Annotated in this window: 15 protein-coding genes; 13 read left to right on the forward strand and 2 right to left on the reverse strand. The window is 48.3% G+C overall.

Features of this window, described 5'->3' with window-relative positions:
- The first annotated feature begins 34 nt into the window (after window positions 1-34).
- The 4 genes from alr (at window position 35) to ACRRSY_RS00960 (ending at window position 8,132) form a co-directional block, all read left to right on the forward strand.
- The gene (gene alr / locus ACRRSY_RS00945; RefSeq protein ID WP_432455079.1) at window positions 35-1,114 is read left to right on the forward strand and encodes an alanine racemase; all 1,080 of its coding nucleotides are present in this window, start codon (window positions 35-37) and stop codon (window positions 1,112-1,114) included.
- A 496-nt stretch (window positions 1,115-1,610) separates the two neighbouring features.
- Window positions 1,611-6,173: a thrombospondin type 3 repeat-containing protein gene (locus ACRRSY_RS00950; RefSeq protein WP_432464177.1), complete on the forward strand. Its 4,563-nt coding sequence runs from the start codon at window positions 1,611-1,613 to the stop codon at window positions 6,171-6,173.
- Window positions 6,174-6,197: 24 nt separating this feature from the next.
- Entirely contained in the window at window positions 6,198-6,833 is a 636-nt protein-coding gene (locus ACRRSY_RS00955) for an outer membrane beta-barrel protein (protein WP_432460642.1), read from the forward strand.
- 372 nt (window positions 6,834-7,205) lie between these two features.
- Window positions 7,206-8,132, forward strand: a complete 927-nt coding sequence (locus ACRRSY_RS00960; protein WP_432464178.1) for a homocysteine S-methyltransferase family protein — start codon at window positions 7,206-7,208, stop codon at window positions 8,130-8,132.
- Between the two features lie 151 nt (window positions 8,133-8,283).
- Here ACRRSY_RS00960 and ACRRSY_RS00965 read toward each other — a convergent pair whose 3' ends face one another.
- Window positions 8,284-8,973, reverse strand: a complete 690-nt coding sequence (locus tag ACRRSY_RS00965) for a GntR family transcriptional regulator (protein ID WP_432455074.1) — start codon at window positions 8,971-8,973, stop codon at window positions 8,284-8,286.
- A gap of 358 nt (window positions 8,974-9,331) precedes the next feature.
- Here ACRRSY_RS00965 and ACRRSY_RS00970 point away from each other — a divergent pair, with 358 nt between their 5' ends.
- From ACRRSY_RS00970 to ACRRSY_RS00995, 6 genes are all read left to right on the forward strand, one after another.
- Complete coding sequence (locus ACRRSY_RS00970; protein WP_432464179.1) at window positions 9,332-10,519, forward strand: ABC transporter substrate-binding protein; 1,188 nt, start codon at window positions 9,332-9,334, stop codon at window positions 10,517-10,519.
- A gap of 91 nt (window positions 10,520-10,610) precedes the next feature.
- Entirely contained in the window at window positions 10,611-11,480 is an 870-nt protein-coding gene (locus ACRRSY_RS00975) for a branched-chain amino acid ABC transporter permease (RefSeq protein WP_432455072.1), read from the forward strand.
- 4 nt (window positions 11,481-11,484) lie between these two features.
- Window positions 11,485-12,456, forward strand: a complete 972-nt coding sequence (locus ACRRSY_RS00980; RefSeq protein ID WP_432464180.1) for a branched-chain amino acid ABC transporter permease — start codon at window positions 11,485-11,487, stop codon at window positions 12,454-12,456.
- Window positions 12,453-13,235 carry an ABC transporter ATP-binding protein gene (locus ACRRSY_RS00985; RefSeq protein WP_432455070.1) on the forward strand — a complete coding sequence of 261 codons (783 nt, stop codon included), beginning with the start codon at window positions 12,453-12,455 and terminating at the stop codon, window positions 13,233-13,235. The genes ACRRSY_RS00980 and ACRRSY_RS00985 overlap by 4 nt, the downstream gene beginning before the upstream one ends.
- Window positions 13,236-13,238: 3 nt before the next feature.
- Window positions 13,239-13,961 carry an ABC transporter ATP-binding protein gene (locus tag ACRRSY_RS00990; RefSeq protein ID WP_432464181.1) on the forward strand — a complete coding sequence of 241 codons (723 nt, stop codon included), beginning with the start codon at window positions 13,239-13,241 and terminating at the stop codon, window positions 13,959-13,961.
- Window positions 13,962-13,966: 5 nt separating this feature from the next.
- On the forward strand, window positions 13,967-14,662 hold the full coding sequence (locus ACRRSY_RS00995) for an aspartate/glutamate racemase family protein (RefSeq protein ID WP_432460650.1): 696 nt from the start codon (window positions 13,967-13,969) through the stop codon (window positions 14,660-14,662).
- Window positions 14,663-14,765: 103 nt separating this feature from the next.
- Here ACRRSY_RS00995 and ACRRSY_RS01000 read toward each other — a convergent pair whose 3' ends face one another.
- Entirely contained in the window at window positions 14,766-16,946 is a 2,181-nt protein-coding gene (locus ACRRSY_RS01000; RefSeq protein WP_432464182.1) for a phosphatase PAP2 family protein, read from the reverse strand.
- A 248-nt stretch (window positions 16,947-17,194) separates the two neighbouring features.
- Here ACRRSY_RS01000 and ACRRSY_RS01005 point away from each other — a divergent pair, with 248 nt between their 5' ends.
- From ACRRSY_RS01005 to ACRRSY_RS01015, 3 genes are all read left to right on the forward strand, one after another.
- Window positions 17,195-17,881 carry a hypothetical protein gene (locus ACRRSY_RS01005; RefSeq protein ID WP_432464183.1) on the forward strand — a complete coding sequence of 229 codons (687 nt, stop codon included), beginning with the start codon at window positions 17,195-17,197 and terminating at the stop codon, window positions 17,879-17,881.
- A gap of 687 nt (window positions 17,882-18,568) precedes the next feature.
- Window positions 18,569-19,423, forward strand: a complete 855-nt coding sequence (locus ACRRSY_RS01010; protein ID WP_432464184.1) for a diguanylate cyclase — start codon at window positions 18,569-18,571, stop codon at window positions 19,421-19,423.
- An 11-nt stretch (window positions 19,424-19,434) separates the two neighbouring features.
- Window positions 19,435-20,928, forward strand: coding sequence for a methyl-accepting chemotaxis protein (locus ACRRSY_RS01015; protein ID WP_432456117.1), 1,494 nt, complete (start codon window positions 19,435-19,437; stop codon window positions 20,926-20,928).
- The last annotated feature ends 187 nt before the right edge of the window (window positions 20,929-21,115 follow it).

Here is a 21,115-nt window from a genome sequence, read left to right on the forward strand (position 1 = left end):
GTGCCATCTTTAATTTTCTAGTGAAGGAGGAAGGATGCTCACTGCAGAAGCTGTGATCGATCTACAGGCTTTACAGCACAATTATCAGGTTTTGAAGCGGCTTTGTCCCAAGCAGCAGTTGGTTGCAGTGATTAAAGGTGATGCTTACGGCCACGGTTCGGTGAATGTCGCCAAAGCCTTGCCTAGTGCTGATATGTTTGCCGTGGCGAGAATTGAAGAAGCGCTGGAACTGCGCGCAGCAGGTATTATCACGCCGATCCTACTGTTAGAAGGCTGTTTTTGTAGCGAAGATTTAATGCTCGCTGCCGAGCACCAATTTCACACCGTGATCCATAGTGACTTCCAGTTACAACAGTTTACCGCAGCACATTTGCTCAGGCCTTTGCACGTGTGGGTGAAGCTCGATACAGGCATGCATCGAGTGGGGATTGAGCGTCCCCAGTTTAATGACTTTGTTCAGCAGCTTCAGGGCTGCGTTAATCTCGCCGGTGAGCTGGGTTTTATTAGCCACTTGAGCTGCGCTGATGACTTAGATTCAGCTACCACCCGCCAGCAAATAGCCTTATTTGAAGACTTAACCAAGGACTATTCTGGGCCCAAAACCCTTGCGAATTCGGCTGGCGCGCTGTATTGGCCCGATGCGCAATATGACTATGTGCGCGCCGGGATCTCGTTGTACGGTATTGCTCCTAATGAGCAACAAATTGGTCAGCAACATCAGTTAAAACCAGTGATGAGTTTGAAGTCGAAATTGATTTCGGTGCGTCATCACCGCAAAGGTGAACCGATTGGATACGGTGAAATTTGGCGAGCCACAGAAGATACGCTGATAGGAGTGGTCGCCATGGGCTACGGTGATGGTTATCCTCGTTCAGCACCCGCAGGTACGCCAGTCTATATTAACGGACGGATTGTCCCCATTGTGGGTCGGGTATCGATGGACATGCTCACGGTTGATTTGGGCGCTGATGCCGGCGATCAAGTGGGTGATAGCGTCGAGTTCTGGGGTCGTCAATTACCCATTGAAACGGTGGCTCAAGCCATTGATACCATCCCCTATGAATTGTGTATTAAGTTGACTAAGCGAGTCGTTAAAAGTAAGGCGTTTACCTAGCGAAGTGGTATTCCGCTAACACTATTATATTGTTATTAAGGGGCAGAATAATTGCCCCTGTTTCCCGCCGTATCTCTTCCTTAAAACTATCGATATAGAAGGTACTCGCTTAGTTTGGTTTGTCGATACCTTTGTTAAGCTTGTCTAGAGCATGTCTAAGGGAGTAAAAAAGTATTCGCTTTAGTCATTTTTATATTCTTAAGTTGAAGGCCAGATAGAACCTACCAAGATTTTTGTTTATTTTTTGTTGAAAAATTACTTCTACACCGACGAATCAACCTTTTTCATCTATTTGAGTTCGTGCAACTCATTGTATACTTGAATCTATTTTAAGAAACATGATATAAATCAAATTCAGATATTTTGTTAATGATAGGTTGCATTTTATCGATCTATTCTATTGTTGTCTCTCGATTTATATTTTCAAAGCTTTAACTAAGTATTGCCATCATCATTGAGTAGGATGATCCAATGTCGGGCGTTAAAAGGGAGTTTTATGCGCATATCAAGTTTATCCTCAATTGCTGTAGCAGCATTATTTGGGCTATCTATTCCGGCCTTCGCGGCTAATGACACTTATGCCCTCGATAGTGGCCAGCTGCGTTTTGGTTCTGGTGCAGAAACATCGATCACTGCTTCTGGTGTACTAAAACAACCTTTTTATTACGACGATGCGAATAGCACATGGTACAAACTGACTTATTCGAGCTACCCTCTCAGCAGTGCGATTGGGTTTGGCGGGGATGGCTCCGAGATTTGGAATGTTAATGGCACTATTACTCAAGATCCTACTTTAAGTAATCAGACCATCGATAGCTCGGCCTTTACTTTGTATGATGGCGTAAAGGGTTATGGAACGCTTACCACAAGTGGTTCGCTTGCCATAGATGAGGCCAATTTGGGTTATCAGGCGAGTTTTACCGTCGAGCAAGACTCTCCCTATGTTTCGATTACCATTAGCTTGAGCAATTTGGGGACTAGCAACGTCGAAAATCTTCGTTTCTGGATGGGGACGCGAGATGATTATGTGGGGACCGATGATAGCCCCACCAAAACACGTGGTAATTTAGTGGATGGTGTATTCACGCCGATTTCTACGTCAGCGGAGCAAGCGCAAGGCTTACAAATTGAAAGTAATAGTGGCTCCAGCACTAGTGGGGTGTTGTTTTATGTAAATGCTGATAATGGTTATGTGATCCACAGCGTTAGTCGTGGTTTTGAAAGGGTTACCGCTCAAGATCCTCGTACTTCTGCCATTACCGCCACTGGTGACGACGCTTATGGTTTTTATTTACGGATGAAGGATCTTGCGCCCGGCGAGACGGACTCCTTTACTTGGTATTACGCCGCAGGTGATTCATCTGAACTGCAAGCTTTGGCTCAGACCATTTATGACGCGGCTCAGGGTAAAGATGTTGTTGAAAACGTGCCGGTGGCTTTCGAAGATGAAGACTTTGTTGATGCTCAAGGAAATGTTGTTTCTAAAATTCGTATCGCTTCATTGCCAGAACATGGTGAACTTACATTAAATGGAGCCACGATCAGTGAGGCGTTAGAGATTAATAGTGCCGATTATAATCTGATTAGCTATGCCCCCGATGAAGATTTTGTAGGGACCGACCAATTCACCTGGCAGGCCTGGAATAGTTCTAATTCAGCATACAGTTCGGATATTAGCACGGTGACATTTACTATTCTCAGCGATTCAGATGGTGATGGTTCGGCGGATGTGGCGGATGAAGATATTGATGGCGATGGTGTCCTTAATGAAGATGATGCTTTCCCCGAAGACCCGACCGAATCCGTCGATACCGATGGTGATGCTATTGGTAACAATGCCGACACCGACGATGATGGTGATGGCGTAGCCGATAGCACTGATGCCTTCCCGCTTGACGCAGCGGAATCCGTCGATACCGATGGCGATGGCACCGGTAACAATGCTGACACCGACGACGATGGCGATGGCGTGTTAGATGCGGATGATGCTTTCCCACTTGATGTTGGGGAATCAGTTGATACAGATGGTGATGGTACCGGTAACAATGCCGATACCGATGATGATGGCGATGGTGTGTTAGATGTTGATGATGCTTTCCCACTTGATGCTGCGGAATCTGTCGATACTGATGGTGATGGTACCGGTAACAATGCCGATACCGATGATGATGGCGATGGGGTTGCCGATACTGGTGATGCCTTTCCATTGGATGGTAGTGAAATTATTGATACTGATGGTGACGGCACCGGTAACAATGCCGACACCGATGATGATGGTGATGGCGTAGCCGATAGCACCGATGCTTTCCCACTTGATGCTGGGGAATCTACCGATACTGATGGTGATGGCATGGGTAATAATGCCGACACCGACGATGATAATGATGGCGTAGCCGATAGCACCGACGCCTTCCCCTTAGATGCTGCCGAAACCGTCGATACCGATGGCGATGGCATTGGTAACAATGCTGATACCGATGATGATGGTGATAGGGTCGCCGATGCCAGCGATGCCTTCCCCTTAGATGCTGCTGAAACCGTCGATACCGATGGTGATGGTATCGGCAACAATGCCGATACCGATGATGATAATGATAATGTGCTAGATGCAGATGATGCCTTCCCTCTTGATGCAGCGGAATCTGTCGATACCGATGGCGATGGTATCGGTAACAATGCCGACACCGATGATGATAATGATAATGTGCTAGATGCAGATGATGCCTTCCCGCTTGATGTATCAGAATCCGTCGATACCGATGGCGATGGTATTGGTAACAATGCTGATACCGATGATGATGGTGATGGCGTAGCCGATAGCACCGATGCCTTCCCACTTGACGCAGCGGAATCCGTCGATACCGATGGTGATGGTATCGGTAACAATGCCGACACGGATGATGATGGTGATGGGGTTGCCGATAGCACTGATGTCTTCCCGCTTGACGCTGCGGAGTCTGTCGATACCGATGGCGATGGTATTGGTAATAATGCCGACACCGACGATGATGGTGATGGGGTTGCCGATAGCACTGATGCTTTCCCACTTGATGCAGCCGAATCCGTCGATACTGATGGCGACGGTATTGGTAACAATGCTGATACTGATGATGATGGTGATGGCGTATTAGATGCTGATGATGTTTTCCCACTTGACGCTACGGAATCTGTCGATACCGATGGTGATGGCACCGGTAACAATGCCGACACCGACGATGATGGTGATGGCGTAGCCGATAGCACCGATGCTTTCCCACTTGATGCTGGGGAATCTGTCGATACTGATGGCGACGGTACCGGTAATAATGCCGACACCGATGACGATGGCGATGGCATGAGTGATGAATGGGAGCTTGCTAATGGTCTTGATCCTCTCGATAGTGCTGATGCTGCTTTAGATTCTGATGGTGACGGTGAGAGTAACCTGGAAGAATTTACCAAGGGCAGTGATCCGCTCCGCGATACCGTGGCGCCTGTAATAACGCTTGATCCTGAACTTTGGTTTAATGCCACAGGCTTATTTACTCAGCTTGAATTGACTGCTGTTTCAGCCACCGATCATTTAGATGGTGAAATTGCAGTTGAGATGGTCGCCGGACAAACCTTACTGGAGCCAGGGGTACATACGTTGACTTATCGCGCCAGTGATGCGGCGGGTAATATCGCAGAAGTTAATCAAACTGTGAATGTGAGACCCTTGATAAACTTTACGAAGGACCAAACCATTTTTGAAGGGGATTCGGTAACGGTAGGCGTTGTGTTAAATGGCGAATCGCCGGTTTATCCACTCACGATTCCTTATGTTGTGTCTGGTACGGCGAGCAATGGATTGGATTATGTGCTAGAGGATGGCAACTTTGTTATTGAATCAGGCAAACAAGCGCAAATTAGCTTTGATAGTTTAAACGATTCGATTGCCGATGACGCCGAAACTATCGAACTAAGCTTGCTTGGTGATAGCGCTGAATTGAATATGGGAAATAGAACTTCCCACCTGGTGACAATTAGTGAAGAGAATATCGCGCCCGAAGCGAAATTTGCGATCCGTCAAAATGAGAAATTACGGGCAGTGATCGCACAAGATCAAGGCATGGTCAGCATTCAAGTACAGGTGAGTGATGCAAATGCAACAGATACTCATACTATGGTGTGGGATTTACCCGACAGCCTAACGGGACTAGCACCTGAGGGCGATACTTTGAGTGTTGATCCAAGTGACTTAGCCGCTGGTGTTTATACGATCGCGGTGGTGGTGACGGATTCAGGTTCGCCTTCGTTAAGTGACAGCGTGCAGACTAGCTTTACTGTCACTTCGATCCTGCCAGCCTTGTCGAATAGTGTCGATAGTGACCAAGATGGTTTGTCCGACTTTGAAGAGGGTTACCAGGATACAGACCAAGACGGTATTTATGATTACTTAGATAATCAAAATTTATCGTCTAATGTTGTCGGTCATCTCATTTCGGAAGGCAGTTATAACTTACTTGAATCAGATCCCGGAACCAGTTTACGGCTGGGTCAAGGTGCGCTGCAGGATGGTCGTGAAGGCACCTTAGTGGAAGAAAATGACATGTATAGTGATACTCAATCGCTTGACAGTGATGTGGTTACACATGTTGGAGGGATCTTTGATTTTGAAGTTCACAATATTCCTGAGCATGGGCAATCGGTGAATGTGGTGATCCCTCAGCGTGCTCAGATCCCGGAAAATGCGGTTTATCGTAAATGGTCTCCGGAGAGTGGCTGGCGTACTTATGTGGAAGATGCTAACAATCTGATTTCGTCAGCCCCAGGCTCAGAAGGTTATTGTCCACCCCCTGGAGATCCTGCGTTTGAAGTTGGCTTGGTGAGCGGGTATTGGTGTATACAGCTAACGATCGAAGATGGAGGTCCCAATGATGATGATGCGACAGCCAATGGAAGCATTGTCGATCCAAGTGGTATGGCGACTCGTCAGCCAATTACCGAAGGGGTGAGTGCTTCTGGTGGCGGCTCATTTGGTGGCGTGGCGGGTTTGCTATTGGTTGTGCTGGTGATGGTTCGCCGTCGTTTTTCGTAAGCAGTGATAAGGATATTTTTGAGAATGAAAAAACGATTCGTCTATGGATGTATTTTGGCGACCATCGCTTGGATGGGCTCGGTGCAAGCCGCCAGTTATGATGAGGGCAGTCCTTGGAAACTAACCCTTGGAGCAGGGCGGGTATTCAGTAATAGCGATGTGTCCGAGATAAACCGAGGCTTGAGTCAAGCAGGGCAAGATGTTCAGGTGTCTGATTTTGATGATAGTCGCTTAGGTTTGAGTGCTTGGTTGGCTTATCAATGGTCTGCTCACCATAGTGTGGAGCTTGGTTATGTCGACTTTGGTGACATTCAGGGGACTATCAGTGGTGACATGGTGGATCCAGATGAGCTACAAGCGGCACTGAATGACAATTTCCCACATTCTGCGAGAGGATTCGCGCTAACTTGGCGGCCATCTTACCGAGTGGTGAATAACATGTCGGTTTATGGTCGTGTTGGCCCTTATTTTTGGAAGACCAAGGTGAATGCAAGTAATGATTTAATCAATACCAGTCATTCAAGTGGCGTTGATGTCTTGCTTGGTGCGGGTGTTGAATGGAAAGTTGCACGGCGTTGGGCCGTTGGCATTGGTTGGGACCGCGGTTATTTTGGTTCCGACAATAATGATTTGATCTCCTTGAGTGTGAGTTTTCATTAGTAGGCTCTCTTGCGTCGCGTGAGCTTCAGCTGAGCAATTAGTTTGCCAAGCTCTGTGAATCAACCAGACAAGCCAAGCTTGTCTGGTTTTTTTATGGGGCGCTGAGCTGCTGTTCGCTTTAATACCAATCTAACTAATGATCGCTTCATTCTTGTTCGCCTAGATCACCGCCTATCTTGAGTTCTTCCTTCGTCTTGTTATTTCAGACATTCGCGATGTTTTCACCGTTGTCACGCGCCGCTCCCACAAAAGTTTCCCTTCGCAGAGACAGCGATTGAGAAAATCTTGAGATTGTTTTTGTTATTTATGGACATCTATACATCCAGATCGGTAGAATTTTGAAATCTTAATGACAGTTAAAGAGAAAAATTAATGTCGCAAACTAGCATCACCATCCTCGACGGCGGCATGGGCCGCGAATTAGCTAAACGTGGGGCGCCGTTTCGTCAGCCCGAATGGTCTGCTCTGGCGATGATTGAAGCGCCAGACATGGTGCAACAGGTACACCAGGCCTTTATCGAAGCCGGTTCGCAAGTTATTACCACCAATAGTTATGCTTTGGTACCGTTTCATATTGGCGAGCAGCGTTTCATCGAACAAGGACTCGAGTTGGTACAGCGCTCAGGTGAGGTGGCTCGCCAAGCGGTAGAGCAGGCTCAATCGACTTGCGCGGTGGCGGGTTCTATTCCTCCTTTATTTGGCTCTTATCGAGCCGATTTATTCTGTGCAGAGCAGGTTGAGACGGTGGCGACCCCGTTAATTCGTGGCTTAGCCGAGTATGTGGACCTTTGGTTGCTGGAAACGCAGAGTCTGATTGAAGAAACTCAATCGGTGACTCAACTTATTCAACAGCTTAGCGCTGAGCAAAAGCCTATTTGGGTATCTTTTACCCTGGAAGATGCAGAGCCGACCGCCGAACCTTGTCTGCGTTCCGGTGAAACGGTGCAGGCAGCGGTGAAAGCGATGTTTGGCTTGGGGATTGAAGCAATCTTATTCAATTGTTGTCAGCCCGAAATTATTGAAGCAGCCTTGCAGGTGGCCCAGGCCGAGTTAGCTGCCCATCCGGAGCAGAGCATCCGCTTAGGTGCTTACGCGAATGCCTTCCCGCCGCAACCTAAAGACGCGACGGCGAATGACGGCTTAGATGAGTTGCGCGAAGATCTATCGCCTTCGGCTTATCTTGGCTGGGCGGAGAAGTGGCAAGCCCAGGGCGCTTCGCTGATTGGCGGATGTTGCGGCATTGGGCCGGATCATATTGCGGCCCTGGCAGCACATTTTTCAGCGCCCACTTCAGCCTAGCGAGCAAACATCCCCATCACTCATGCTTTCTTAAGCTTTATCGGCTGAGGACCGCGTGGCTGGTGGGTAACAGTGATGCGCTGGCTAGTTCGCGAAGAACCACTCGCAGCATCTGTTGCCTACCCAGCCCCTTAATCATGGGCTGGGTACACTAATTTGAAAAAAGACTGGCGAGATCGGGGCGATGATCAGGCCGACTGGTCAGGTTGATATTGGCTTTGATGTGATCGATATGTTGCTGCATTAACTGCACCGCCAGCGCTTCATCCTTAGCACGCATCGCCTGCACAATTTGCAAGTGTTCATCATCGCGGCAATTACTCATGCCGACCGCCCCAAACATACCAATAATTAACGAAGACTGAGTGACTAAATCTTTCACCAGACGCAGCATCACCGCATTATCTGCCACCTGAGCCAAGCTAATATGAAACTGCCCCGAAAGCGTGATGGCTTTACGTCGATCGCCTGCGGCATGCGCCACAGATTCCTGTTCGAGGTGCTGGCTTAAGCGCTCAAAGTCGCCGGGCTGGGCTCGCTGGACAGCTAAACGCATGATACTGGGCTCGATGGCTAAACGGGCTTCGAATACATCTTGGGCCTGTTTTGTGGTAGGGCTGGCGACAAAGGCGCCCTTATTGGGTTGCAGCACCACCAGCTGGCGATTGGCCAGGGTTAATAATGCCCGCCGTACTCGCATGCGCCCCACGCTAAAGGCCTTACACAGTTCAGACTCTGCCAATTTGGTGCCGGGCGCCAGGCGCTGGTCGATTAAGGCTTCATAAATGCGCTCTACAATCATTTCTTCTTCGGCGCTATCGGCGATTTTATTGTCATTCATGGATAATTGTTAACCTTCCTGGCGATTCAAGCGGTGCAACATTTTAAACCACGCTGCACTATTTTCATTCATATCTTACGACATTTCACTGAATTAGCCTGCATTGTTTTGTTGCCCGAGAGGAGGCCGGTTCGCGCGATCCCCAACAAAACGGGGCTGCTAGCGCTATTGCGTAAAAAATGAACGGCTTAACCAGTGCATGGCATAAGCCTTGCTTGTTAACGATGCGAAGCGTGTATTGTTAACAATGTATTATTTGTGGTTAACGATCCATGAGTTTCAAGGAAAACGAAACCAATCATTTTTTATTTGCTGTTCAGTGAGAAGCATAAATGTGTGCTTTAAAGGAGATCATCCAATGCAATATCGCAATTTTATAAAGTATGGCCTGTTAGCCAGTGCTATCAGTATGACTTGTTCTACCTTTGCTTTTGCCGCCAATCCGGTGCTTAAAGTTGGCTTTGTTGGGGTGACCTCCGGTCCGGCGGCTGCCTGGGGGATTTCTAACCAACGTTCCATGGAGACACGCGCCGATTGGCTCAATGAAACCGGCGGCGTCACCATCGGTGATACGACCTACGATATCGAAATTGTTGCCTTCGATGATCAAAAAGATCCAAAACGCTCGATTGCCGGTATGGAGAAAATGGCGCAGGAAGGCATTCACTATGTGGTGGGACCAAACGTGGATGACGGCGCAGCAGCGGTTAGACCGGTGGCCGAGCAAAAGGGCATTATGTATTTTCCCTATGCCTTCCCCAAATCTTTATATACCAAACCGGCGTCAAATGCGGTCTTGGGCATGGTGGCGAACTATCAGTCGGGGCCCGCTATTTATGCCTACCTGATGAAACAAAAGGGCGTAAAAAAGGTCGCCTTTGTGGCTGCCAATGAGTCCGATCCGCTGAGTCAAAGAAACGGTGGGGTTGCGGCAGCCAAAGCCCTGGGCCTAGACGTGGTCTCAAGCAACGTGACTTACCAGGTGGATACCACCGACTTTACCCCGGTGTTATTGCCAGTGATTAAATCTCGTCCAGACTTATTGGTATTATCGGGAGTCTCTCCGGCCAACGCACCGCAGTTGATCCGCTCGGCACGTGAGTTAGGTTACAGCGGCCTGATCTCCACCGAAACGGCGCAAGATGCCAACGTACTCCAAGAAGGTGCCGGCAAGCTGGCCGATGGCTTTATCTCGGTGGGGGGCGCATCGACACCTGAGTTGGCCTCTGATGCCATGCGTGAATTTGTCGCGCGCTACACCAAGAAATTTGGTGAATATAATGACGAGTCAAATACCAAAGTTTATGCCCTGGAGTACATTCTTGAAACGCTGAAAGCCAATCCTCGCGCGATTGACGATGTGGCGGCTTTTCAAACCACCATGGATACCTTTGAGGCGCCCAACCCTTATATGGTGGGTGATGCCAAGTTGAGTTATGTCGGCATGTCGTCTTTTGGTCAAAAGCGTCAAGTGTCGGTGCCGCTGGTGGTGAATGTCTATCGTGATGGCAAATTTGAGACCTTATTTGTCGCCAATGTCGACTAGTTGCTTGCTGGCAGCGCTTTAGGCTGCCGATGCCTGGTCGCTTGCAGGAGCGATCAGGCGCTTTATAAGTTTGCTTTGTGAAGGCTTGGTTATGGAACAGATTATTGTAAATGGTCTCTACCTTGGGGCGCAGTACGCACTGATTGCCTTAGGACTTACCCTAATTTTCTCGCTGATGAATGTACTCAATTTCGCCCACGGACAGATGTATGTATTAGGCGGATTTGTCACCTATACCATCGTGGTGCAATTTCAGTTGCCATTCTTGGTGGGCTTGATCTTATCGGCGCTGACGCTAGCTGTGGTGGGAGCGCTGATCGAAAAATACTTATTTAGACCAGTGATTAAAAAATCCAAACGAGACGAGAGTTCGATGTTACTGGCGGCCGGTATTGCGTTTTTTCTGGATGCGGTGATCCTGCTGAGTTTTGGTGAGAAGCAGCGTGGCGTCCCGAAAATTGTAGAGGGTGTTTTCAACTGGGATTTTCGAGTGATTATGCCCTATGACCGGATTGTGATAGGCCTGATTGCCATCGCCATGATCGTGGTTTTCATTTTATTAATGCAGTATTCAAAGCCGGGGCGAGCCATGCGAGCGCTGGCTCAAGATAAGGTGGCCGCTCAGTTGATGGGGGTGGATGTGGACCGCTATCAGATGATTGGTTTTGCGCTGGGCGCCAGTCTTGCTGGTGTGGTGGGCGGCTTACTGGTGACCATTACCGGGATTAATCTTGGTATGGGCGGACCGGCGTCCATTAAAGCCTTCATGATGATCATGATTGGCGGAGCGGGGGTGATTTCGGGGGCGATAGCCGGCGGATTTATTCTTGGCATGTTAGAGAGTGTCGGCCTATCGGTGCTTTCGGAATATGGTGATATTACCTACTTGGTGATATTTGTCTCTTTGATGGTCTTTTTAGCCATTCGCCCGCAGGGGCTGATGGGCAAACCTTGGGGCTAAGCAAATGAATAGAAAAACAGTATTGAACGTGGCGCTATTTCTGGTCGCGGTTTATTTATTGGTGCCCTTGCTGATCATGCTCAGTGGCCGCAGTGATTTTTATTACACGCTCACTTCGGTGGCACTGCTATCCATTGCCTCGGCAGGAGTATGGTTAACCTTCTCGATTGGTCGGATCAATATCGGCCAGGGCGCTTATGCACTGGCTGGGGGTTATGTTTCGGCGATCCTGGTGACACAGTTTGAGCTTAATTTCTGGCTCACCCTGCCGCTGGCGGGCATCTTTTGCGCGCTGCTGTCGGTATGCATTGGTTTGCCGATCTTAAGATTGCGTGGCGTCTATTTTGCTATGGTCACGCTGGTGTTGACTGAGGTGATGCGACTCACCGCCCTGGCGCTTCCGGTGACTCAGGGAGCGAAGGGGATTACTTCCATTCCGCTGCCTCAGGCGCTGGAGATCTTCGGATTCAGATTGATCCCCGATTTTTCCAGCCTGGAAAATCCCAAGCTGGCTTTTTATTTGATGGCTGTGAGCATGATGATCGTCGCCTATGGAGTGGTGTGGCGTTTGGTGAATTCTCGGCTGGGTCATCTGTGCCGTTCGCTCCAGCAAAACGAAGAGCTATCGGCCTCGATAGGGGTGAATACCGCCTACTTACGTGTGGTGACCTATGCCATCTCCTCTTGCTTTGGCGGGATCGCGGGTGCCAGTTTTGTGGCAATTTCGCAGTCGGTTTATCCTTCGTCATTCCAGGTCGCCGACAGCGTGAACTTCATGCTGAATTGTTTTTTGGGCGGCTTGGGTTATGTGTTTGGCCCGATGCTCGGCACCTTGATGCTGTATTTTGGCTGGGATCTGTTGTTTACCGCGGGTAAGTATCAAATGCTGATTTTCTCTAGCTTGTTGATTATTTTGATGTTGGCGCTGCCCAACGGCGTGCTGAGCCTGCTGGAACGAAATAAGGAGCGCTCATGACAGCCTTACTCGAATTGCGCGCTGTGACCAAGCGTTTTGGTGGTTTAACTGCGGTTAACAATATTAGCTTCTCGGTGGCGGAGGGCGAGATCCTATCGGTGATTGGCCCCAACGGCGCGGGGAAGTCGACCCTGTTCCAGCTGATCTCATCGTTCCTGAACACCAGTAGTGGCGAGGTCTTGTTCAGGGGGCAGCGAGTCAATAATCTCGCGCCGCATATTGTGGCGCGTAAGGGCATTGTGCGCACCTTTCAGGAAACCACGGTGTTTCGGTCAATGACGGTGCGCGAGAACATTATTGCCGCCCATCATCTGCGCTCTAAAGCTTCCTTGCTGGGGTTCTTTTTCGGCACTAGGGCAGCCCGTGCCGACGAGCGCAACTTCGGTGAATCGGCAGATAATCTTATCGAATTTCTGGAAATGCAGGCGATTGCGGATGAACTGGCCTCCAACCTGCCTCAGGGCCACCTTCGAGCGTTGGGCATGGCGATTGGCTTGGCCACCGATCCGGCGGTGTTATTGCTCGACGAACCTTTTGCAGGGATGAATCACGACGAAACCATGAAAATGGTGACGTTGGTGAAACGACTGCGAGATGAGCGCCAGGTGACGGTGTTGCTGGTCGAGCATGACATGCCAGCGGTGATGAAGATTTCAGATCGGCTGATTGTGATTAACTTTGGCCAGAAAATCGCTGAAGGCACCCCTTCTGAGATTCAAAATAACCCCAAAGTCATCGAGGCCTATTTGGGCTCTGAAGACGCCGCGATCGGGATGTAAACTATGAGCGAAATACTGCGTTTGGATAATGTAGAACTGTATTACGACCACGTATATGCCCTGAAGGGAGTCAGTTTGAATCTTCAGCAAGGGGAAACGGTGGCTTTAATTGGGGCCAATGGTGCCGGCAAGTCGTCGATTTTACGGGCGATTACCGGTTTATCTGCCATTCACTCAGGGTCGATTAATTATTGCGGGGAGCGCCTCGATGGCACTGCCGCCGCCGAGATCGTGAAAAAGGGGATTGCCATGGTACCGGAAGGGCGGCGGGTATTTCCGTTGATGTCGATTAAAGATAATTTGTTGATGGGCGCATTTACTCGCAGTGACAAGGCGGGCATCGCCGAGACGCTGGAGAGTGTCTTAGAGCGTTTTCCGCGCCTGCGCGAGCGCTATCATCAGCAGGCCAGTACCCTGTCTGGCGGCGAGCAGCAGATGATGGTGATCGGACGCGCCCTGATGGCGAAACCGAAGTTGTTATTACTCGACGAACCCAGCCTGGGGATTGCGCCGAAGCTGGTGCAAGACATTGCCCGCTCGATTGTTGCTATTTCCCGCGATCAGGAGGTGAGTGTGTTGCTGGTGGAACAAAATAGTCGTATGGCGATGTCGATTTCTAATCGCACCTACGCCTTGTCAACTGGCTCGGTGGTATTGGAGGGCATTTCCCGAGAATTGATCCATGATCAGCGAGTGAAAGCCGCTTATCTGGGGGGCGAGGTGTAAACGCGATGCGAATTTTGCTAGTGAATCCAAATACCTCGGCGGCGATGACCGAAAAAATTGCCGCCTCTGCACGGCTGGTGGCCGCGCCGGGTACCGACGTGCTGGCGGTGCATTCGCTGCAGGGCCCTGCCTCTATCGAAGGTTACTACGATGAGGCGATGAGTGTGCCGGGGATGTTGGCGGCGATCCAAACGGTGGTGAATTATGACGCCATCGTGATTGCCTGTTTTGATGATACTGGCCTCGACGCCCTGCGTTGTGTTACCGATAAACCGGTGTTGGGGATCGGTGAGGCAGCCAGTCATGTGGCCTCGATGCTGGCCAATAAATTCTCGGTGGTGACGACTTTGGCGCGCTCGGTACCGGCACTGGAACATAACTTGTTGAAATATGGGATGGAACGAAAATGCGCCAAGGTTCGTTCTTCGGAAGTGGCGGTGCTGGAGCTGGAGCAAGCGAATCCGCAGGCCTTCGCCAAGATCTGTTCAGAGATAGAGCAAGCCATCGCGCAGGAGCGTGCCGAAGCCATCGTATTGGGCTGTGCCGGAATGACTGACTTGGCTGAAACGCTTGCCAACAAATATGGTTTACCGGTACTCGATGGGGTGTCCTGTGCGATCTCACTATGTGAAAGTTTGGTGCGTTTAGGCGTGAAAACCTCACGTTTGGGCGGTTATGCGGCGGCAGTGGACAAGTGTTAAGCTTGCCAGCGAGCCTTTAAGCCAAGTGACAAGGTTTATCTTCGCAATAAAAAAGGCCCCGAGAGGGGCCTTTTTCTATTTTTCTATACTTGGTTGCTGAGCATTACTCGTTAATGTGGGCAATCACAGAATTAGCGGTGTATTCCAGGGTGACCGAGTGCCCGGCTAAGCTTGCCGTTGCGTATTCACCTTTCAGGCCTTTAGCAGCGTTGATGAGGGTAAAGCTATCTCCTGCTTTAACGACTTGTTGGCCAGCCTCAAGCTGGATGTTGCCTTGATTAACATAAGCGACACCCGCAATCTTGATTTGCTCGGCATCGGCGTCGAGTACCAGTTTAAGCACCCCCGATTTTTGAGTAAAGTCACCGTCAATTTCCAGTGCGCCATGGCTATCCACTTGAACTTCACCACTGCTGAGGTAGAGGTCGCCGTGACCAAAAGCAGTCGGAGATTGTGCTGCTAATACTCCGCCAAGCAGCAGGGTGCCACCATTATAGCTATTGTTACCGCTTAGGTTGAGTTGGCCTGTACCATCTTTGCTGAGCATGCCTTCACCACTGATGTCGTTGCGCCACCAGTCTTGTGCGGCGAAACCACCTTCGCTGCGAACCATGGTGACATGCACATCGCCATTAAAGGCAGCATAACCATCGGCGGCAGCAACTAGGTTGATACGTCCCCAGCCATTGGTGTTATCCAACATTGGGTAGCCTGAATCGACTTCGGTGCTGGCGAGTACTGCGCGGCGTTGTGCATCACTCAAGTAAGGTTGGCGGGTGGCCAACAAGGCTTCGGCGCCTTCCGGAACGATGGGTGCTAGTCCTTTGGTGCCGGTTTGCGGTAGGCCATAGGTGAGGCGGAAGGTGTAGGCGTCTTTTAGGGCCTGATGATCGCGGTAGCGGTTGTTGTTAAATACATTCACGTTGAGGGTACCGTCATCGTTTTTGAAGCTTCCTTCGTTGGTGACGGTTTGATTTGCATAGTCATAAAGACTCATGCTGGCAGCGGTGGCTTTGCCGCCGAAGTAGTCTCGTGTTTTGTTAAAGGCTGCCGCGGCAACATCTGGTTGAGTATTTAAGGCAAAGCTTGCGATCATCATCGCTTGTACTCGTCCACCAATCACATCAATCGGAGAGTGCATACCGGCTAAGATGCGGTTTTCACCCAAGTCCGAGCCACGGGCAACCAGCGCATCAAAACGCTCGGGCAAGGCGTAGGCATAGGCCAAAGAGGCCAGAATACCGGCATTCGTGTGACCACTGGGGTAGCCGTTATCTTTACGACGGTTTTCGGTGGTAGGGGTATATAAAGAGTCGGCTTCATGGCTGCTCGAGTGGGCACGACGGGCACAGAACAGACCTGGGATCACCTTGACACTGGTAGTGTACTTGTCAATTCGGTAATCGGCGTTGGCTCGGCTGGCACTGCTGCCATCAATACAGCTAAAGGTTTCCACGGCGATGAAGTCCGTTTCTCCTTGGTCATTCATGCGCCAGGGACGCGGCGTGCCAAATAGGTATTTAGGGCCGCTGGTGGACGCGTAAGAATTTCTAAACAGTTGGGCGAGCTTGACCACATCGCCTAAGGTTGAGTCGGCAAGTCCACCATAGGTGGAAAAGCTATCGTTGTCGCCAGGCTTGTAACGAGTATTGTCGGTGACATCGCTGACTAAGATCTCTTGAAAACTGGCAAAAGCACCTGAGTTTGCCGCGTAGTCTTCGGTGAGTGGGCCAAAACCATCGATAGTGCTGTAGTTTTTACTGCGAATATCATCTAAGAATGCATAGAGCGTTTGTTGTTCGGTACGCTGAGCAGTAACATCCACTACATATTTGATGTTGGCTTGCCAGGTGGCCGGGTCTTTAATTTCGCTACCCGCGGCTACATAATCACTCGGCTGACCATTGGCTGCATTGTGCGGATTGGGGCCATCACCGGCTTTGTAACCATTGTCTGCATCGGTGTAATCTTTAGCATATTCCTGCCAATGATCGGTGGTTCCTTTCCATACATCGTTAATCCCACTCAATAAGGTATTGATCGGATTGCTGCTGAGGGTGAAACGGCCATTGCCATCGCTGCGTGGAATATAGGCAACACTGGGGAGTGGATCGCTGACATCGGGGATAGCCACATATTGTTCGAAACCCACACCTCGAGGCTGAGCGGGTTCGGTGATGGTTACTGCTGTGTCGCTGTCATTATTACAGGCGGAGAGTAAACTCACAGCAAGTGCGATAGTGCTGAGCTTAAAGAGCGGTTTGTTACTACTGCTGAACTTCATGTGTTGGTTATCCATTTGGTCGATTAATTACGTCGCGATGCTAATGGATATATATTTCACTTTTATTTAATTTATGTTTCAGTTATTACGTGAAAGATTAGTAGCTTATGGGGTACTGAGGGTGAATTTGACTCCCCTCTGAGTTCGTTGGCTAGTCATGGTTTGGTTGATCACGGTGCAATACTCAAGTCGTGGTAGTCTATAAATAAAATATCACGAACCAAGATGGTTTTTCAGAGGCCTGAGCAATGAAGGAATTTTTGCTACAACGCTTTGTGCAAATCGATTGGAGTTGCAATCAAGGGCAGTTGTTTGCCATCTTGCTCTTAGCGCTATGGTTATGGGCTATATGGCCAGCCAAGGCCATTGAGGCCTTGCTCAAGGATGGTAATAAGCAAACCAAGTTATTGCTCGTGCTGACGGCGATGAATGGATTGTGGTTACTCGACGGGAGTGTGACTGAGGGGATCCATGTTCATTTTCTGGGCTTAGTCACCCTAATGTTGATGTATGGTTGGCGAATGGCCACGGTGATGGCGATGTTGCCTACGATGTTTTTCGCCACATTGATGTTAAAACAGCCCTTCGATTTTGCTATTTATGGCTTGTTGGCGGTCGCCTTACCGACTTTTTTATGTTTTGCCGTGTATAGCCAAGTATTTAAGTATTTACCCCATCACTTGTTCGTTTATATTTTTTGTGGGGCATTTTTGAATGCCTTTTTGTCGATCATCTTTCATATTCTGGCATGGTCGGTTTGGCTGTGGTTGAGTAAAGACTACAGCTGGGATTTCTTGAACCAGAACTACTTGTTAATTATTCCATTATTGGGTTTCCCTGAAGCCTTACTGAATGGCATGGCGGTGACGTTGATGGTGGTCTACTGTCCGCATTGGTTATATGACTATTCTGACAACACCTACTTTGAACGTTAATAAGTGACACTCAAATCAAAGCGAATCGTTCGGTATTGCTCCCAATTTAATAAAGACTCTGTGCGCCAGCAGTAATCATTGGCATTGATAAAATAGAGATATCCAATCACTCTCGGTAAAATGGCCGTCGGTAGCTATTATTTATCAATCCGGTAACTTCACAGTTAAAAGTATGGTGCTTACATCGGTTTATTTGGAAAATAAGCTTATTCATCCCGCAGGTATTACCAGCAATAATCACGATACCATTTTCATCACGAACTCTATCTAAAAAGTATAAATATCTTGTTCTTCGATTAAGCAATAATTTTTTCCTGAGTTACAAATTAAATTTGTTGATTTTAAAATGAGGATTATTTTTAACAAAATAGTTTCAATAGTATTTGACACTTAAGTTGGATATTTTGTTTGTTGCGGATTGATTATTATTCGGTTTTTTTTGGTGCGCTTGGTCTATGTTGATGGACTCTACCTAATAAGCGAGTGAGCTGTTATTGTAAATAAATAGGCAGAGTTCTAAGGAAGCGACAGTTGATCTTGAAGACAAATGGAGCATTTAGTTTGTGATTTTGCACGATTAAACCCGCACGATTGCAGCAAAACATCGCGGATCTGCTATATATAAAATAGCAACTCAATCGTTAGTTTAGGTTATTAGCATAAAATGGCTAGATAGAGAGTCCTCATATGAACAATAAAGTTTTATCGGCAATTGCCCTTTCTCTGATGATCTTGCTGAGCCCTTTGGTTGTCGCCAAGCAGATAAACGTCAAAAAAGTTGAGGGTGATAAGGAGCTATTAATCTTTAACATATTAAAACTAGCGCTAAGTAAATCTTCACCGGAGCTCAGTTTTAATCAAGCCAATGAAGAGATGACCGAAAGTCGGTTAATTAATGAAGTGATCGCTGGCAATATTGATGTAATTTGGGGCGGGGCCTCTACGGCCAATGAAGAACAGATGCGGGTGGTACGTATTCCAGTGTTGAAGGGTTTACTGGGACATCGGATTTTTATTATTCGTAATGGCGACCAGCATCGCTTTGATAACATTAAAAACTTAAGTGATTTAAAACAATTAAAAGCTGGTCAAGGCACCTTCTGGGGGGATACTCAGGTGCTTAAAACCGCCAATATCCCTACCGTGACCACCATCAAATATAATAATTTGTTCCCAATGCTTGAAGGGGGGCGCTATGACTATTTCCCGCGAGCCGTGCATGAACCTTGGAGTGAGGTGAAAGGCCATCAAGAGCTTAACTTAACGGTAGAAAAAAATTTGATGCTGATCTATCCCTTCGCGATGTATTTCTATGTAGGCAAAAACAACCAGCAATTACATGATTTGATTTATAAAGGTTTTGAAATGGCAATCGAGGATGGCAGCTTCGATACGCTATTTTTTAACCATCCAATGATCAAAGCGGTGCTCGAACAAGCGAACTTAGGTCCGCGGATCCGGATCCATATCGACAATCCTTACATGCACCAAGACACGCCAACGGATCGCCCTGAGTTTTGGCTTGATATTAATAAATTATAGGAAGGTAAGTGATGAAATCAATTACTCATAAGTCGATGCTGATGCTCTCAAGCACCTCGCTTGTGGTGATGCTTATTGTCTTTTCAGTGAGTTATTCCCTCGCAATCAATTATTTTGAGCGAGTCGAAGCGCAAGAGATCTCTGGACTGAAAAAGACCTTCAGTATTGTTCTGCGTGAGCCGATTTTCTCTTATGATAAAGATCTTATTCGGGATATTTCCGCAGGTTTTATTGATGATCCAATTATTCATTCGATCACTGCTTTTGACCATCGTGGTAAGTTATTGGCCGAAGTGACCGAAAGTGGCCCCACTCCCGATAGCTCGGCACTGGTGAGCCAAGATGTCGAGGTAGTTTGGAGTGGTAACGATCCGATCGGTAAGCTGGCAGTGACCTTTAGAACCGATAGCAATGATGCCTTGCTTAACATGGTCAAATTTACTTTTGTGGCGATTGCGGTTGTCTTGTTAATTACTTTACAAGCCACCAGTTGGTTTACGTTGTCTAAATTTGTGGTTGGTCCGATTAAGGTGGTCGCGGATGCCTTAGCCACCATCGCGGCGGGGGGCGGAGATTTAACCAAAAGATTGGAAGTGAAACGCGATGACGAAGTAGGACAGCTAGCCACAAACTTTAATCATTTTATTGAGCAGTTGCAGGGCTTGATTGGCAATGTGGTCGATAATGCCACGGAACTGGCTACCACCTCTTCTGGCATCAAAGATTCTGCCAGTAATAACCTAGCCGCCATTCAGCGCCAATTATCTGAAACAGAACAAGCTGCAACGGCTTTGAATGAGATGTCATCAGCGACTAATGAAGTCGCCAAAAGTGCCAACAAAACCGCCGAACATACGCGAAGTTGTTCGGAATTGGCGAAAAAAGGCGACCAAATGGTGCTAAATACTGCTTCGCAAATTAATCAACTGAATGATGAAATGACCGCAACTGCCGATAAAATTACTCATGTGAGTACTCAAAGTGACACCATTGGTTCGGTGCTCGACGTGATTAAGGGCATTGCAGAGCAAACCAATCTATTAGCGCTTAATGCGGCGATTGAAGCAGCCCGTGCGGGCGAGCAAGGTCGGGGCTTCGCGGTGGTCGCCGACGAGGTTCGTAATCTCGCACAACGTACTCAGGAATCTACCATCGAAATAGAACGGATTATTGAAGAATTACAAGCAGCCTCTTCTAACGCAAGCGGTTCAATGCTATCCAGTCAAGAGGCGCTTCAATCAACCATTGAAGAGTCACAACTGGCGAACCAAACTCTAGAAGAGATACTCGAGAATATTAATCAAATTAATGATATGAACTTGCAAATAGCTGCCGCATCGGATGAGCAAAATATGGTTGCTTCTGATGTGAGTCGCAACGTAACTGAAATATTTTCCTTGTCTAATGAAATTACCTCTAATGCAGAAAATGTGCAGTTAGCCAGTGAGCAACTGAACGATCTTAGCAATAGCATTAAAAAACTATTGGCGAATTTCCACGTTTAAATAGTTTACTTCACGGCCTCTGGATCCAGAGGCCGCTTATTTCAGCGGCTAGGCTTAGCGACAGTGGTACTCATTTTTGCGATGTGTCTGGATTGTGACATTGACCTTCAATTGTGGGTATGACAAACGACAAAGCTCGCTTGCCAAGGGCTAAATGGCGGGCTACCCCCTGATTCCTCTAGGCATA

Source organism: Agarivorans sp. QJM3NY_33, from assembly GCF_050870865.2.
Lineage (GTDB): Bacteria > Pseudomonadota > Gammaproteobacteria > Enterobacterales > Celerinatantimonadaceae > Agarivorans.

Coding starts and splice junctions, on each gene's coding strand:
- ACRRSY_RS01000 (WP_432464182.1), bottom strand. CDS start 16,946: ATGAAGTTCAGCAGTAGTAACAAACCGCTCTTTAAGCTCAGCACTATC.
- ACRRSY_RS00950 (WP_432464177.1), top strand. CDS start 1,611: ATGCGCATATCAAGTTTATCCTCAATTGCTGTAGCAGCATTATTTGGG.
- ACRRSY_RS00955 (WP_432460642.1), top strand. CDS start 6,198: ATGAAAAAACGATTCGTCTATGGATGTATTTTGGCGACCATCGCTTGG.
- ACRRSY_RS00995 (WP_432460650.1), top strand. CDS start 13,967: ATGCGAATTTTGCTAGTGAATCCAAATACCTCGGCGGCGATGACCGAA.
- ACRRSY_RS00990 (WP_432464181.1), top strand. CDS start 13,239: ATGAGCGAAATACTGCGTTTGGATAATGTAGAACTGTATTACGACCAC.
- ACRRSY_RS01010 (WP_432464184.1), top strand. CDS start 18,569: ATGAACAATAAAGTTTTATCGGCAATTGCCCTTTCTCTGATGATCTTG.
- ACRRSY_RS00975 (WP_432455072.1), top strand. CDS start 10,611: ATGGAACAGATTATTGTAAATGGTCTCTACCTTGGGGCGCAGTACGCA.
- ACRRSY_RS01015 (WP_432456117.1), top strand. CDS start 19,435: ATGAAATCAATTACTCATAAGTCGATGCTGATGCTCTCAAGCACCTCG.
- ACRRSY_RS00985 (WP_432455070.1), top strand. CDS start 12,453: ATGACAGCCTTACTCGAATTGCGCGCTGTGACCAAGCGTTTTGGTGGT.
- alr (WP_432455079.1), top strand. CDS start 35: ATGCTCACTGCAGAAGCTGTGATCGATCTACAGGCTTTACAGCACAAT.
- ACRRSY_RS00980 (WP_432464180.1), top strand. CDS start 11,485: ATGAATAGAAAAACAGTATTGAACGTGGCGCTATTTCTGGTCGCGGTT.
- ACRRSY_RS00970 (WP_432464179.1), top strand. CDS start 9,332: ATGCAATATCGCAATTTTATAAAGTATGGCCTGTTAGCCAGTGCTATC.
- ACRRSY_RS00960 (WP_432464178.1), top strand. CDS start 7,206: ATGTCGCAAACTAGCATCACCATCCTCGACGGCGGCATGGGCCGCGAA.
- ACRRSY_RS00965 (WP_432455074.1), bottom strand. CDS start 8,973: ATGAATGACAATAAAATCGCCGATAGCGCCGAAGAAGAAATGATTGTA.
- ACRRSY_RS01005 (WP_432464183.1), top strand. CDS start 17,195: ATGAAGGAATTTTTGCTACAACGCTTTGTGCAAATCGATTGGAGTTGC.